The sequence below is a fragment of the Sulfitobacter litoralis genome, assembly GCF_900103185.1.
Classification (GTDB): domain Bacteria; phylum Pseudomonadota; class Alphaproteobacteria; order Rhodobacterales; family Rhodobacteraceae; genus Sulfitobacter; species Sulfitobacter litoralis.
The window spans coordinates 55,725-72,022 of the sequence record NZ_FNJD01000019.1 but is presented as its reverse complement, the minus strand read 5'-3'; the positions used below and the strand labels follow the sequence as shown (position 1 = coordinate 72,022).

Sequence of the window (16,298 nt, the reverse complement as noted above, 5' to 3'; positions counted from 1 at the left end):
CCGGGAGTAAAACGTTCCCATAAGTCTAAGATACTGAACCAAGGCAAGCATAATTTTGGGGCTGCTCAGTTTACGATCTCAAAGATTTGTAGACCGTTGCCCTCCCGATCCCAAGGTGCTTGGCAATTGCGGTCGCTCCCATGCCTGATTGACGTAATTCTTTGACCTTAGTGTCATCGACAACCTTCGGGCGGCCCTTGTAAAGGCCTTTGGCCTTTGCTTTCGCGATCCCCTCAGCCTGGCGTTTGCGAATGATGTTTCTTTCAAATTCAGCAAAAGCTCCCATCATCTGCAACTGAAGTGTGGCGAAGGCATCGTCCGATTTGGCTGAAAACGTAAGGCTTTCGGTTTTGAAGGTAATTGAAACGCCTTTGTCATTCAGTTTTTGTATTATCGATTGCAGGTCGCGGAGGTCTCTGGCCAAGCGATCGATGCTATGGACAATCACAGTGTCGTCTTCTCGCACCCATTCCAGCATTGCGTTGAGCGCTGGGCGGTCCTTGGCACTTTTGCCAGATAGCTTCTCTTCAAAGAGCTTATCAACAGATCCTAAATCCTGCCGGTCGAAATTTTGCTCTACGGTACTGACACGGCGATAACCAACAATCGACATGATGTCTCCTATGATACTAGATCTTTTCAGAATGCTGTCTACTAAATCTAAATCAAGTCTAAATGTGCACCTTTGACTTGGATTTCCTTTGTCTCCTCAGGGTAGACCTTTGTGCACAGCCGTCAATTCAATTGAGGCTACGCAACTCAAAAGCCAGATCGCTCACTTGCAAACGTACGAAGGTGGCAACGTCGTATTGCAACTCCAGCTTATCCATGCACAGCTCGCGACTAATTTACATAAAGTATTTGAACGGTTTTATGCAGATAGATGACTTTATTGAACGCTGGCTGGGTTCTGGCGGCAGCGAATTGGCCACGGCGCAGTCTTTTGCGATCGAACTTACCGAACTTTTGGGTGTGCCACGTCCTAACGTGTCGGACAAAGACGGCGACTTCCTCGACTACCGCTTTGAACGCCCTGTGACGCTGACTCATACCGGGCGCAAGCGGAATGGCAGGATCGACCTTTATAAAAAGGGTCACTTTATCCTTGAAGCCAAGCAATTCGCCGCCGCTGATACCAAAGGCAAAGACACGCTAGAGCTGTTCCTTGCAAAAGACGCGCCCAAGCAAACAGGCCATGGCAAACGCTATACGCCCAAATTCGACGACACCATGATGAAAGCGCGCAACCAAGCCGATAATTACGCCCGCGCGGTGGCCCGCGAGGACGGTTGGCCCCCCTTTCTGATGGTCGTGGACGTGGGCCATGTGATCGAGCTGTATGCAGACTTCTCGGGGCAGGGGCAGGGCTACAACCAATTCCCAGATGGCAACCGCTACCGCATTTATCTCGAAGACCTCCGTAAGACTGAAACCCTGGACCTGTTGCGCGCAATCTGGACGGACCCGACAAGCCTCGACCCTTCACTAAAAGCCGCCAAGGTCACGCGCGAAATTGCTACCCACCTGGCAGAGCTTGGCAAAAGCTTTGAAGGGCAGGGCCACGATAGCGAAACCGTCGCCCGCTTCCTGATGCGCTGTCTGTTCTCGATGTTTGCCGAAGACGTGGACCTGATCCCGCGCGAAAGCTTTACCGATTTGCTGCGCAAACTGCGCGGCCATCCGCAAGACGCCGAACATGCTCTGGCGGGCCTATGGGATGCGATGGACAAGGGCGAATATGCCCATGCTCTGCTGACAAAGGTCAAACGCTTTAACGGGGGCCTATTCAAAGACCCTAGCGCGCTACCCCTCAATAACCTGCAACTGGGCCTACTGATCGAGGCGGCGGAGGCAGATTGGAAACAGGTAGAGCCAGCGATTTTCGGCACACTTTTGGAACGCGCGCTAGATAAACGGCAGCGTCACAAACTGGGCGCGCATTACACGCCGCGTGCCTATGTCGAACGGCTGGTCACGCCCACGATCATGGAGCCCCTGCGCGAAGACTGGCGCGATGTGCAAACTGCCGTGCAGCGCTTGGCAACCGATGGCAAGGAAGAGGCTGCGCGCAAGTTGGTCCATGGCTTCCATAGCAAGCTGTGCGAAATCCGCGTCCTCGACCCCGCCTGTGGGTCTGGCAACTTCCTCTATGTCGCGCTGGAGATGATGAAGCGCCTAGAGGGCGAAGTCACCGCGCTATTGGAAGAACTGGGCGAAACCCAAGCCAGCTTTATCACCGTGGACCCCCACCAGTTCCTCGGCATCGAGCTGAACCCATGGGCCGCAAACGTGGCCGAGCTGGTGCTGTGGATCGGCTATCTGCAATGGCATTTCCGCACCCACGGGCAGGCGGCCCCGTCCGAGCCGGTTTTGCGCGACTTCAAGAACATCCGCAACGGCGATGCGGTACTCGAATGGGCAGGTAGAACGCCACGTCTGAATGGTGATGGCACGCCTGTGACCCGCTGGGACGGCGTGACCACGATTAGGCACAACGTGACCGGAGAGGAAGTGCCAGACCCCGCCGCGCGCATCGCCGTCTATGACTATGCCGAGCCAAAGGCGACGAAATGGCCTGAGGCGGAGTTCATCGTGGGCAATCCGCCGTTTATCGGGGCGTCACGGCTGCGCGACAGTCTGGGCGATGGCTATGTCGAGGCCTTGTGGTCTGCCTATCCCAAGATGCCGCAATCGGCTGATCTGGTGATGTTTTGGTGGGAAAAGGCGGCATTGGCCGCACGGGGCTGGAACGCCAAGACGGGCAAAGGCACGCGGCGCTTTGGGCTGATCACGACGAACAGCTTGCGCCAGACGTTTAACCGGAGGGTGCTGGAGCCACATTTGAACGATCCGAAAAAGCCGCTGTCGTTGTTGTTTGCGATACCGGATCACCCTTGGGTGGATACGCAGTTTGGCGCGGCGGTGCGGATCGCCATGACTGTGGGCGCTGCGGGCAATCGTGGTGGGCGGTTGCTGACGGTGGCGACAGAAAGCAAAGAGAAGAGTGAGGCGGACGGCCGTGCCGTGACCTTTGACCATCAGATCGGGAAAGTCTTTGCCAACATTCAAATTGGTGCGGATGTTGCTGGCGCTAGGCCACTAAACGCTAACCAAAAATTGGCAACCCGCGGAGTTATGTTGTTTGGCTCAGGGTTTATTGTATCTACGTCAAAAGCAATAGAATTAGGACGTGGGAAAGATGGCTTTGCGAACTTGGTTATTAAAGACTACCGAAATGGGCGAGACCTTTTAGCAAGGCCCAGAGACGTGATGGTTATTGATTTATTCGGCTTCACCGAGGAACAGGTTCGAAAAAAATCACCAGCTATCTATCAATACTTGAGGGACAATGTTTGGCCGGAAAGGTCACAAAATAACAGACCGTGGAGGCGTGACAACTGGTGGCTTTTTGGAGAACCTTTGGGCACTTTCCGACCTGCTTTGGCAGGCTTAACGCGCTATATTGTTACTGTTGAAACTGCGAAGTTTCGGACCTTCCAATTTCTCGATGGTCAAGTAATGCCAGACAACAAATTGGTAGCGCTTGCTTTGGAAAGCGCAGAAACTTTGTCTAGCTTATCATCACGGTTTCATATCGTTTGGTCTCTTGCTGCTGGTAGTTGGCTTGGAGTTGGAAACGATCCTGTTTACGCCAAAACCCGCTGCTTCGACCCATTCCCCTTTCCAGACCTCACCGACACCCACCGGTCCCACCTGCGCCAGCTTGGTGAAGACCTCGACGCGCATCGCAAGCGTCAGCAAGCTGCACACCCCAAGTTGACCCTGACCCAGATGTATAACGTGTTGGAAAAGCTCCGCGCGGGGGTCACCATCGAAGGCAAGGACAAAGACATCTATGACCAAGGCCTGATCGGTATCCTGCGCGACCTACACGACCGCATTGATGCCGCCGTGGCCGATGCCTACGGCTGGCCCGTGGACCTGAGCGAGGAGGAAATCCTCCTCCGCCTTGTCGCGCTCAACAAGGAACGCGCCGAGGAAGAAGCGCGCGGCCATATCCGCTGGCTCCGCCCCGACTATCAAAACCCCACAGGCCAGCAAGTTGCCAAAGGCAAAACCGGCGATATGGACCTGGGCGTGGTCGCCAAAATAGAAAAAGCCCCATGGCCCAAAACCATGCCCGAACAAATCGCCGCCGTGCGCGAAGCCCTTACCGAAATGGGCGAAGCCACCCCAGAACAAATCGCCCGCCGTTTTGTCCGCGCGAGGGCAGGGACCGTCGAACCACTCATGGAAAGCCTAGCCGCGCTTGGTCAGGCAGAAAAGGGCGGGGATGGTCGGTTTGCGGCCTAAACACCTGCGCCTCCGGATCAAACAATTAGATGCAAATACACCGCGCTACTGCGACTTGGAGTTGGCGTTGCAGGAAGGCGTTGGATTTGGCGGGGCGTGGTATTCCAGCCAGAAGGAGCATTGGTTGGGATGGCTGGGCGAATATGACGGACTGGGCGCGTATGGTCGGGCAAGCAATCCCAGACGCGATGCACGTTTTGTCTACAACCACATCCAATGCGCCCCAATGCTGCTATGGTTAGCAGAGGCGGTTCATGTCCCCAGTGATGATCTGGACTGTGCTTTCGAGGCAGTAGTCACCGCTCCAAAGCGAAACGCGAGCCAATGCGCTGCTCTGAGGAGGATCTTGCCTTGGGAAGCTGTATGCGAGAAATTAGTTGATCGAACACATGGGACCCTTTGGTCTCGGTTTCGAATGAACGCGAAGCGATAGAGAAGAAAAAGAACCACACCTCTTACAAGCCAGACCATGCTGTAAATGTTAATCACAGTTTGAATCGACCCGGTTTTACCGGAGACCTGTAGCTTCATTTTACGCGACCATATCGAGCACGTCGTGCTGTGCATAGAAGTTCTGTTCAGCCTCCGCTGGCGGGATGTTTCCGATGGGACCAAGTAGACGCCGGTTGTTGAACCAATCGACCCAGCCAAGGGTGGCCATTTCCAGATCCTGCATGTTGCGCCACGGACCCTGACGATGAACCAGCTCGGTTTTGTAGAGACCATTTATCGTTTCAGCGAGGGCGTTGTCGTAGGAATCCCCGACGCTGCCGACCGACGGTTCGATGCCAGCCTCAGCCAAACGCTCGGTGTAGCGAATTGACAAATATTGCCCGCCCACTGCCCGGCAGGGCATTGTGCAGCAATGTCCCGAGAGGGGCGGTCCGAATGGTGAACCAGTCCACTATTCTGGACGGGCCGTCGATCGTGCAGGGCCTGCTCCAAAGCATCCATTGCCCGGCAGGGTATTGCGCAGCAATGCACGATAGGGGAGAACAAAGTCCGTTTTGGCGGACCGTGAGACCCGCCACCCGACGATGCTATCAGCGAATGTGTCGACGACGAAGGCCACATAGACAAAGCCCTGCCACCCCTCTCGTGACATTGCTTCGCAATGCACTGCCGGGCAGTGGTCGACACGTAGGTAAAATCGCTGACCCACAGCAGGTTCGGCGCTGGTGCTCGAAACACCCGGTTCACCTTGTCGCGCGGACAGGGCGCTGACGTGTCAGGGATCGTTGTCTTGGCCACCTTTCCACGCACAGCACCCCGGATACCAACCTGTTTCATCAGTCTCTCCACTGTGCAGCGCGCGAGTTCAAAGCCCTCGCGCTTGAGCTGATGCCATGCCTTGCGGACCCCGTAGACTTGGTAATTCTCGTCCCAAACCCGCTTGATCTCGGGGCGCAGCTCCGTGTCACGCTGATGCCGTGCCGAAGCTTTAGAAGGATCCGCGAGGCATGCCAGACGGTGGTAGTAAGTTGACGGCGCGATCGGCAACACCCTGCAGATCGACTCGACACCGTAAACAGCCCTTTGATCGTTAATGAAGCCGATCATCGCTTGAGTGGGCGGTCGAGTTCCGTCCCGCTGCCCGGCAGCGCATGTAAACATGCGCGAGAGGGGGCGCAAAATAAGCTGACGCCTTGCGGAGAATTTCATCCGCCTGGCGCAGTTCACGGTTTTCCCGTTCCAGCGTCTTTATGCGATCACGTCCCCGGTTGTCATTCCGTCGCGCATGCCGCTGTCCTTCTCAGCCTGCTTGACCCATCCGCTCAAAGTCTGGGGAATACAGCCAATTTTGGGTGCAATGGCCGCAATCGCGCCCGCCTGCGTTTCGTATGAACCTTGATGCTCGAACACCATCCGGGCCGCACGTGCGCGGACCTCAGGCGAATAGCGATTTGCCATTTTGCTTTTTGTCATAACCATCATCCTAACTTAAGTTGATAGTCTCCGACAAACTCGGGGCGATTCAGTTGTGCCCTTGTCAACAAGGGTTTCACGGAACAAATCAGCATCGTACCCTCTGTCAGCGAGGAGCCATTTAGCCTCAGGCAAACCATTCATTAAGGCCGCCGCGCCGGTATAATCACTGACCTGTCCTGCTGTGATGAAGAGGCGGATTGGTCGTCCGCGGATGTCTGTGATCGCGTGCGGTTTGGTATTCATACCGCCCTTGGTCAGCCCGATCAGGCGTACTCGCCCCCCTTTTTAAACCGCAGGCTGGAGGCCGTACGATGTGCCTTGAGGTAGGTGGCGTCGATTGAGATGGTCTTGTTGTCGGGGGCCTGCTCGGCCAGCCCCATCCTGATCCGCGCGAACACGCCCATATCACTCCAGCGCTTCCAGCGATTATATAACGTCTTCGGCGGCCCATATTCGGCTGGCGCATCACACCAGCGTAAGCCATTGCGATTGATGAAAATAATGCCACTCAAAACACGACGATCATCCACACGAGCGCGCCCTCGGCTCTTTGGAAAGTTTGGTCGAAGCCGCTGCATTTGTGTCTCCGTCAGCCAATAAAGAGTGCTCATCATATCCCCTAAAACTGGGGGTCATGAATCACGACAGCGCCACAAGCTCAATCATTTAATGGGTCCTAACCCTAAGTGACTTTGCAAAACGATTGCGCGCGAAGGGCAAGCCACCCAAGGTCATTCTCATCGCAGTTGCTCGAAAGTTGATCGTATTGGCAAACTCATTGCTCGCCAAAATTGTTGTGTGGAACCCAGAAATTTAATACAGTTGCTAGGGGCACCTCAATCGGACACTCTCAGGGGCTATTCAGAGTATACAGCTAAACTGTATCCGAATAACTCATATGAAAGATATATCGTCCAGAATAATAGAAAGATCATGAATGTCATCTATTACTAAATAGTTACCTGATCCAAAATCTAAGTGGAGGCTATCAGTACCTTCAGAAACGTCAAAAAAGCCCAAATTCTTAACCGTAATTCCGTCTGCTCCCAGCACGCTTTGATCAATAACTAAGCTGTCTATATTATTCTGAAAATCAACTATCCGATCAAACCCACTACTAAAAATAAATGTATCGGCACCAATTCCTCCTAAGAGGATATCTGATCCGGCCCCCCCATCAAGGGTATCTTGACCTGAATTTCCCTTTAAAAGGTCTTGACCGTTTCCACCTTCAAGGAGATCCGATCCGTTTCCACCATGCATTGTGTCGTCCCCCGAGCCCCCGGTGATAATGTCATTATTAATTCCCCCGGAGATGTAGTCACTTCCCATTCCGCCTTATAAAATATCAGAACCAGCTTTCCCATACATGTAGTCATTGTTTGCACCACCAAATATGGTATCTGCGCCAGCTCCTCCTTCGAGAGTATCATTGCCAGTCCCACCGGATATTACGTCCGAATGCGACCCGCCGAAAATTTCGTCGTCACCTTCATCTCCATAAATAATATCCATACCGAAATTTCCGTAAAGTATATCGTTTTGCTCACCACCGCTAATGGTGTCGTACCCATCACCGCCATATATCACATCATTCTCCGAATTTCCTTTAAGAATATCCCAGCCATTGCCCCCCCAAATGGTATCGTCACCATTTCCGCCTTCTATAACGTCAGCGCCGGCATAGCCCTTTAGCTCATCGTTAGTTGCGTCTCCCCGTATGCTGTCATCACCATGTAAACTCGGTGGATAGGTCTCCAGTGTGTCAACCTTGATATCCCCGAGAAATTTAATATCTTCAAAGTTTAGGGGCTTAAAATCAATAGAGCGTACGATTAAAAGTTCATCGTTTGAACTTAAAACGCATCCATCTGATGTGACTTCATGCAATAAGCCTAAGGGACTACCCGTACCCTCCCACTCAGATATATCGATATAGTCTTCAGTGCTAGAGAAGTCACTTATGGTATCACTTTCACCGTCCAAGCTAAGGACAAAATAATCTGCGCCTTGACCGCCGGTCAGTGTATCGCGACCGGTGCCGTCACGCAGAGTGTCCGATCCATTTCCCCCAGAAAGGAAGTCATCGTTCTGACCACCGATAAGAACATCGTTCCCTAACCCCCCGGCCAATTGGTCATGCCCCCATCCGCCATTTAGAAGGTCGTTTCCGCTACCCCCTTCGAGAATATCATGTCCCAATTCACCACGAACCGTATCATCCCCATCGGCACCCGATAGCTGATCATTTCCACCACCGCCTCTTATACGATCATCGGCAATCCCTCCGCTGATCGTATCATTCCCATCTGTAATATATTGTAGTTCCAGCCAAACCAGATCCCACGCCTTGAGCTGGAACGAAATGGTGTCATCCAGATCTTTCTCGTCAGATAGGTAGGAGATAACAGGCGATGACATATCGCTAGTCGCTTCTCCATCATCGCTATTCATGGTTGATATCATCGTGAAATAGGAAGAGGTGGGTGCGAAATCACCAAGATTCAAGCTAACGACTTCATCACGATTGCCGCTTCTTTCGGCCGCAAAAATCGACATGGAACCACCGCTCTCAAAGCCATGAATATCAATCTGACCGTCGATTTCAAAATCGAATAGTGGCTTTTTGTTTATTGCTGCTTGTGAAAGCCACGAAAATGCGACCCCGCCAAATGTCAGGCTCTCATCTACGCTGTTTATTAAGGTTCTATATAGAGCGGAGGGGTATCCGAATGTTGTCGGCCAAAAATTTGCACCATCAACTCCAAATGAGGCCATCTCAAAGAAAGCCTCCACCGTACTATGTGCATATTGCAAACCGCTTGAGTTACCGGCGTTTAAACTACGATCATCCGAACGAATATTTCTCGGACCCCACTCGCTAATAAAGTACTCCAATTCATTCGAGCTTATATGAGCCTTGAACGTTTCAGGCACATATGAAAGAGCATAGTTTCGTTGTTCATCGATTTCTGCGAATCCTCCATCGAAATAAACGTGATCCACGATTCCTGATAGGATATCGATAGAATTTTCGTAATTTATAAATTGGTCTGCAATTTGTTTTGTTTGATCAGTCGCGGATCCTTGTCCAGGAAGTGTCTTTCTAATCCAGTCATTTGGAACCTCGCCCTCATGCTCGTTAAGCATGACAATATCATAGCCTCCTTCAAGGTGAGGCTTGAGAAATACGTCGCGATCGCTACTTGGGCTATATCTATTCGCCCCACAAGTGATTTGAGCAATCGAACCGATATCTGGATAGCTTTCATGCAAAAATACTGTTAATTTTGCCGCCAATACTCCGTACTCGGAAGCAGTCATTATTCCGCTTCCCCAAAATTCGTTTCCAATTTCGAATTTTGATATTGTTACTTCTTTTTGTTCTGCTAGGTATTGAGCCTGCTCAATGTACCTTTTGACATTTTCAAGATAGGCTGGGTCAAGATCTGTACGGCTCCCGTACGTTCCATCTAGTACGGCGTCCCCCGCAGAGGTTGTGAAAGCCACGCGGGTTGGAATTACTAGCTGTACCTGAGCGTCTACTTCAGACGCTACCGAAAAAAACTCACTCAGAGAAACGAGATTTTTATCCGCCCCATTCTCATCGACATATGACGTTGCGTCCCAAATACCTGTATTAAATGATACATCTGTGAAAACACTTTCAGTTACACTTCCCCCAGGGAATCTTAAGTTGGTGGTTCCAGTTTCCTTCAGAACAGACAGAAGATTCTCGTCGCTAAAGAATTCATAATCGTATGTTGTTACGAAGTTCGTGCCGAACATAGCTTCACTTACAACATCCTTAGAAAAACTATCTGTTTCAATTACGGTGAAATTCTTCATCTGCAATCTCCTCTGCTTGAAGGTTGCGTCTGTATTCTGCCGGAAATTTGTCGGCAATTCCTCCTGATTGTGTTCGTAATGTGCAGAAATACTATAATTTTACATTTGTTTAGGGGTTTGATGGTGTAAAATCTCACCCGCTAGGACGTCGATCTGCCAAGATCGTTTTGGTCTTTGCAGTGAATACAGGTGTTCACGTGGCCCACCACCCTGAACCGCCCCGGTTTTACAGGAGGCTGTCAAGTTCTTCTTAGACGATTTTATCGAGCGTGTTCATGTCTGTATAAAACGCCTCCTCAACTACCGTCGGTGTGATATATTCGAGAGGTTCAAGCAGGCGGCGGTTGTTGAACCAATTAACCCGTTTGAGGGTTTCCCATTCGACGGTATCTGAGGATCAGTTCTGCTTTGAACAAGCCACTCATCTTCACTGCCAGCGCCCCGAAGCTCCTATGGTAATCCCCCCATTTTTAACGGGGTCCAGCCGTAGAATTCAGGCGGTTGTTTTCAGTTTCATGGCGGGTGTCATGCCGCCGATACCCATGTTGGGTCGCTCGTTGTTGTAAGTCCAGAGCCATTCAGTTGCTTGGTCTTGTGCCTCCTCAATGGTTTCGAAGATGTATTGCCCAAGCCGTTCGCCGCGAACGGTTCGGTTGTCTTGCGTATCAATCCAACAGCGACGTGGCTGGCCATGTGCGTGGCGATGCCGCTAATAGCTGGATGTGGGGTCTTCATGATGCCGTCTTTGCTAAGAATGCCCAAGCACCGATCCAAGGGGACAGGACTGTGACTGTGATGGGGCGCACTCGCAAGCCCATGCAAAAAGGCTTTGTCGAAAGCTTCAACGGTAAGATGAGGGATGAATGTCTGGACGAGCATCTGTTCGACAGCCGGCATCACGCCCGCCGTCTAATCGCGGCATGGCGCAATGACTTTAACCATCACCGCCAGCACACAAGCCTCGCTGGCCTGACGCCAGCGGAATATGCTAATCGGTCAAAGGAAGACCAATACCTGAACAGAGCTAGCTAATAATAGAGGATTCAATTGCGACTCGGTCAAACCCAGCATCGTTACTTCTGGGTCTCCGGCAAACAAGGGGCGGTTCACTCAACTCATATCCCGTTAACCATATAGTATAATAGGCGTGCTAATATGAACTTGGTGAGAGCAGTCACCCACTAAACTTATCAAATCAAAACTACTATTAAAAAATTTCACCATGCGTGTTCCGTGTTGAGACCTAGATTTCAGATCGAGCACGCATGCCGTGAGCCTCAAAAATTCCTTCAAAAATTGTGTAGGCTCCGGCCTACAAAAGAACAGACTAATGAAGCCGTTAGTCACAGACAAACAGATCATAGCAATTATCAAGGAACCGTAAGCTGGAGAAAAGACTATTGATGTGTGTCAGCAGCATGAAACTGTTTAACCCGAAGCGGCTGCGCATTGTCGCCCGTCGACTTCGAGAACAGACACCATAATATAAACCATGAAGGTGACTGGGAAACTAGGGGCTACTCACATTGCACCAATGGAAGCTTGGGATGCGTTCAATGTAAACATGATCAAATCCGATAAATTCGCTTAAGGAAACTTAACAGTTTCCGGCAAAACCGAGGCGATTAACTTCCGCGAACTTCGATGCCTTCATGCGTTTCCGATTCTTCTTCAGCTAAGGAGAATCTAGCGGAAAACACTAGTTATAAACGTGGGCTTTTGGGGGCACAGCGAGTAGTATTGATACATCATACAGTCTTTTCAGTTTTCCCGGAACGCGCGCGAAAAGTAATCAGTTAACGGTTTCAGCAGATAAGAAAGCGGTGTCCTGTCAGCGGTTCTAATAAACGCCTCCACCGGCATGCCCGGCAGTAAAATCGTCCCTACTGGCAGCCTATCTAGCTCGCCACGAACAAACGCAATTTCTGTGCTAAAATAGGTTTCCCCGGTGAATGAATCATCCACCGCATCTGGCGAAATCCGTAAAATCTCTCCTTCCAATTCAGGCGTAGAGCGCTGATCGAGCGCAGTCATGCGTAGGTTTACGACTTGGCCCACGTTAATCTGATCCACTTGTGTGGGCATAACGCGCGCGACGATCACCAGCGGGCGGTCTTGTGGCACAAGATGCATCAATGGCTCGGCGGATTTTACGACCGAGTTCGGCGTCTGTACGAGCAATTCATAAACGATGCCCGACACAGGTGCGCGAATATCCAACCTTTCAATTTCAGCCTTAAGCGCGAGACGCTTCTCAACCAGTTCTGTTTCGCGATCGCGTAGATCACGCAGGCTTGAGATAGCTTCCTCACGCATATTGGTTCTCAGCATTAGTACTTCAATGCCGATTTCAGTTATCCGTTGTTCAGCTTGAGCTTTCGACGCTATGAGTTGGCCAATCTGACCCTGCAGATTGGCTTTTTCACGCTGAAGCTTTGAAAAGGCTGTCACCTTTGATAATCCACGCTTTAACAAGAACTTCTGGCCGGCTAGCTCTTCTTCTAGTAGCGCTAACTGACGCTCGAGCGCTACACTTTGTGCCTCGATGCCTGTGATCTGCGAGGCGACCTGATCGCTACGTTTGTTTAGATGCTCGGTACGTCGGGCAACGGTGGCCAGACGCGCCGCAAGTAGGTTCGACTGTCCCTCCATTAGCTCTATCAGGTCCTTATTGTTGTTAGCTGCGGCCTTCAGCGCTTTCCCGAATTTAATCCGGCCCAGACTGTCGCGCTCTGCCTCTAAACGCCCGCGGCGCGCCATTAATCCGTAAAGTTGACCCTCGACGATATTCAAACGAGATGAGAGTTGCTGCGGCTCCAGTCTGAACAGCAGATCACCGGCGCGCACTATGTCACCGTCATCAACAAGTATTTCCAAGACCACGCCACCAATTTCGTGTTGTACAATCTGTCGGTCGCCGTCCACTTTGATCTTGCCGGGAGCAACAATTGCCCCAGCGATCTGAGACGACATGGCCCACATAGCAAAACCGCCGAGAAGCGCGAACAGCGCAATATAGCCTACTGCAACAATACGAAACGTCGAAAACGGCTGCGACCCCGAAACGCTCAACGCACAGCCCTAGTTGGTTTGGGTGCCGCTTGAATTTGGGTGTGGTTTTTTACCAATTCCGCCAGAACCTCCTCTCTAGGCCCAAAGGCCACTCTTGCGCCGCCTTCGAGGACTAGTAAGCGATCACATTGCTGGATAGCTGCGGGCCGATGCGCCATAATCAGGACAGACCGGTTCTCTGCTTTCATCTGGCAAATGGAGTGATTCAACGCTAGCGACCCTGAGTTGTCGAGATTGGAATTGGGTTCGTCAAGTACTACAATTACGGGGTCGCTATACAGCGCGCGCGCGAGGCCGATCCGTTGCATTTGTCCCCCTGAAAGGCGTATTTGGCCGGCTTTAATAACCGTGTCATAGCCTCGAGGCAGCCCAAGGATCATCTCGTGAGCGGCGGCGCGTTTTGCAGCAGAAATTACTTTTTCGGTATCAGGTTGGGTTGAAAGCCGAGCTATATTCTCGGCGACCGTACCATCAAATAATTGAATCCGTTGGGGTAGGTATCCGACATGTAAACCTAATATCTCGGATCCATATTGGTCGAGCGCCGCACCATCTAAGCGGATTGATCCACTTGAAGGTTGCCATACTCCTGTCAGTGCGCGGGCCAGTGTGGATTTACCTGATCCGGATGCCCCGATCACGCCGACAGCCTGGCCTGGCTCAAGAGTGAAGCTAACCGACTTCAGTGCGGGAAGTTTTTCACCTGGCGGGGCGATAACTAACGCACGAACCGTCAGATGTGCCCTAGGCTTTGGAAGAGCTGTCTTAGGCTCCTCAGGGGCGACTGCGTCAAGCAATTGCGCAATATTTCTCCATCCGGTGCGGGCTCGCTGTGCAACTTGCCATTGACCAAGTGCCAATTCGACAGGTGCAAGCGCGCGCCCCAATAGGATAGATCCCGCGATCATCCCGCCTGCAGTCATTTCGTTTTGAAGGACTAGCCAAGCACCCATACCAAGCATCGCTGATTGCAGAAATAGCCGAAGTGTCTTTGTGATCGATGTGAATGTCCCGCTAATGTCAGTTGTTCGAAGCTGTGCTTCCAGTGCGCCGCCTCTGGGATAGCGCCACCGCTTAAAGGCTGCGTCACGCATGCCCATGGCTTGCACCATCTCAGCCTCGATCCTGATCTGATCAGAAAAGGCTCGTGCCATTTGACCCTCAGCTGCAGCTTTAGCTTGTGGACGACGAGACAATATTTGGTTGGCTACAGTGATCACTACCAAGCTGAAGGCACCGATTACAGCAAGCCACCCCAAAATCGGGTGAAAAATAAAAATAGCTGCGAAAAATATCGGGCTCCATGGCAAATCGAATGCTACCATCATGACCGGCGACATGATCAACCGTTGCACAGATTCAAGATCTTGCAGCGCAGCACTGGTTTTGGTATCCGGAGCAACGGCAGATTTACGCACGACCGCATCGAATATCCGTCCATCCAAGGCAAATTGAAACCGCGCACCAACGCGGGCCATTATTCTGCCGCGGACGTAGTCCAGTAACCCCATTACCCCATATAAAAATAGCAACAACAGCGACAACGCAATTAGTGTTTCTTCCGAGCCGGAACCGAGCACACGGTCGTAGACCTGCAGCATATACAATGGTCCGGTTAACATCAGCAGATTTCCAAACAGGCTGAAAAACCCGACCGAAAAATACAGACTGCTTGTGCTATTCCGAATCTTTCGCAGTTCATCGTTTCCACCGGGAAAAGCATCATTAGGCATAAGGTTGCCAGACACATAATAGCATGGGTTAACTTAACGCCTTTGGCTTGAAATTTAACATTCCCTCGACTTAACTTGAAAAAAGTTTAAAGTGAGTGAAGAGAAATGAAGTGGTCCTACTTTTTAGGACAGGTTTGCGGCTCAGCTAAGATATAATCTGGTTGGTTTTATGCGGCCTTCTGCGTCCGTTCTGTTGTGAAGAAAGCGTCGTCGGGTGATCGTTTGTCGAGAGCGTTGTGAGGCCGCTCGATGTTGTAGAAGCTGATCCAATCTTCGATAACGCGTTTGGCCTGGAACCGGCTTTGTTGCACAAATCGGGCTGAGGTTGGACTTCCCCTTACCTCAGACGGATTTAGCCTACGGGGTCGGTACGGGGTATGCCGAGAGCTGTGAAGCCGTTTAGGATCGCGGCACGGATTTGGATCTCCGCAACTTGCCGGTCGAAGTCACGTGCCGAGAGGCGCTGACCGAGCAACTTCACTCAATGCATCCACTGACCGACAGGGTTATGCGTAGCATGATCCCGAGAGGTTTTGTTTCGACGCGGCTGCGGCGGTGGTACCCGGTCACCTGTCGCCACAATGCACGACCCAGATACTTTGAGGATTGGACGGCTTCGTTGCGTGCTTTGGCCCCGGGCGTATCGGGCTTCCACAGCTTGGCATTCTTACGCGGCGGTATGACGGCATGGGCATTTCGTGCTGCAATCGCATCATGGCATTTGCGCGTGTCGTAGGCTCCGTCAGCAGTGACGCTCCCGAGGCTTTGATCCGGGGGGATCTGATTGAGTAGGTCAGGCAGCATTGGAGCATCGCCGACACCGCTGCTTGTTACCTCAATGGCCCGTATCTCCAGCGTTTCCTCATCAATCCCTATATGGATCTTGCGCCATAGGCGGCGCAGTTCAGGTATCGCTCACATCCATTCACCTTCGCCCTCCGCCTTGATGCCTGTGCTGTCCACTGCCCGGCAGGGCATTGCGCAGCAATGTCCCGGGGGGGAAACAGCAGGTGCAGAGGACCTGCTGATCCTTTGTACGGGATAGCGACAGACAATGTTTTTTGACGACGTCACAATGTACTGAAGTCCGGCACCGCCCAATCCAGCCCAACCAATTTCAGTAGGCTTTCCACAAACCCCGTCGTCTGCCTCAACGGCAGGCCGAACAAGACTTTGAGGGTCAGACAGGCTTGCATAGCAGCAACTCTGTAGATTTGCTGACGCCCCCTTCGACCAGACCCGACCGCTTCCCACGTCATCCCTGGATCAAACCAGATGGATAGCGATCCTCGTTGTTTGAGTGAAAAATTGTACTCCGCCCAGTTCCGGGTCTTGTACTTCGTCTGTGTCCAGCTGCTCATAGCAGCCTGCTACTATACTGGGTTCATACAGTGGATCCTA

General features: G+C 51.8%; 8 protein-coding genes, 4 pseudogenes and 1 other annotated feature. Of the genes and pseudogenes, 2 read left to right on the top strand and 10 right to left on the bottom strand.

What is annotated here, in order from left to right:
- Positions 1-70: 70 nt before the first annotated feature.
- Positions 71-613, bottom strand: coding sequence for a recombinase family protein (locus BLQ98_RS14195; protein ID WP_093733961.1), 543 nt, complete (start codon positions 611-613; stop codon positions 71-73).
- Positions 614-873: 260 nt separating this feature from the next.
- Here BLQ98_RS14195 and BLQ98_RS14190 point away from each other — a divergent pair, with 260 nt between their 5' ends.
- Complete coding sequence (locus tag BLQ98_RS14190; RefSeq protein WP_093733960.1) at positions 874-4,314, top strand: class I SAM-dependent DNA methyltransferase; 3,441 nt, start codon at positions 874-876, stop codon at positions 4,312-4,314.
- Between the two features lie 532 nt (positions 4,315-4,846).
- Here the strand turns inward: BLQ98_RS14190 and BLQ98_RS14180 are convergent.
- The 5 genes and pseudogenes from BLQ98_RS14180 to BLQ98_RS14160 form a co-directional block, all read right to left on the bottom strand.
- A pseudogene (locus BLQ98_RS14180) lies at positions 4,847-6,240 on the bottom strand (IS3 family transposase).
- Positions 5,800-5,906: a sequence feature (AL1L pseudoknot), on the bottom strand. Its footprint overlaps the pseudogene before it by 107 nt.
- A 57-nt stretch (positions 6,241-6,297) precedes the next feature.
- A pseudogene (locus tag BLQ98_RS14175) lies at positions 6,298-6,854 on the bottom strand (IS5 family transposase); the annotation flags it as partial.
- Positions 6,855-7,137: 283 nt separating this feature from the next.
- Positions 7,138-7,575 (bottom strand): calcium-binding protein, encoded by a 438-nt coding sequence (locus BLQ98_RS14170; protein WP_093733959.1) that lies wholly within the window; start codon positions 7,573-7,575, stop codon positions 7,138-7,140.
- A 6-nt stretch (positions 7,576-7,581) separates the two neighbouring features.
- Positions 7,582-10,092, bottom strand: a complete 2,511-nt coding sequence (locus BLQ98_RS14165) for a calcium-binding protein (RefSeq protein WP_093733958.1) — start codon at positions 10,090-10,092, stop codon at positions 7,582-7,584.
- Positions 10,093-10,585: 493 nt separating this feature from the next.
- Positions 10,586-10,750: pseudogene (locus tag BLQ98_RS14160) on the bottom strand (integrase core domain-containing protein); the annotation flags it as partial.
- A gap of 62 nt (positions 10,751-10,812) precedes the next feature.
- Here BLQ98_RS14160 and BLQ98_RS14155 point away from each other — a divergent pair.
- Positions 10,813-11,124, top strand: coding sequence for an integrase core domain-containing protein (locus tag BLQ98_RS14155; RefSeq protein WP_279614923.1), 312 nt, complete (start codon positions 10,813-10,815; stop codon positions 11,122-11,124).
- A gap of 729 nt (positions 11,125-11,853) precedes the next feature.
- Here BLQ98_RS14155 and BLQ98_RS14150 read toward each other — a convergent pair.
- From BLQ98_RS14150 to BLQ98_RS14135, 4 genes and pseudogenes are all read right to left on the bottom strand, one after another.
- The gene (locus tag BLQ98_RS14150; RefSeq protein ID WP_093733957.1) at positions 11,854-13,164 is read right to left on the bottom strand and encodes an HlyD family type I secretion periplasmic adaptor subunit; all 1,311 of its coding nucleotides are present in this window, start codon (positions 13,162-13,164) and stop codon (positions 11,854-11,856) included.
- Positions 13,161-14,897 carry a type I secretion system permease/ATPase gene (locus tag BLQ98_RS14145; RefSeq protein ID WP_093733963.1) on the bottom strand — a complete coding sequence of 579 codons (1,737 nt, stop codon included), beginning with the start codon at positions 14,895-14,897 and terminating at the stop codon, positions 13,161-13,163. The genes BLQ98_RS14150 and BLQ98_RS14145 overlap by 4 nt, the downstream gene beginning before the upstream one ends.
- A gap of 167 nt (positions 14,898-15,064) precedes the next feature.
- Entirely contained in the window at positions 15,065-15,208 is a 144-nt protein-coding gene (locus tag BLQ98_RS18665; RefSeq protein WP_093733956.1) for an integrase core domain-containing protein, read from the bottom strand.
- Positions 15,209-15,249: 41 nt separating this feature from the next.
- Positions 15,250-16,258 (bottom strand): annotated as a pseudogene (locus tag BLQ98_RS14135) (IS5 family transposase).
- Between the last annotated feature and the right edge of the window lie 40 nt (positions 16,259-16,298).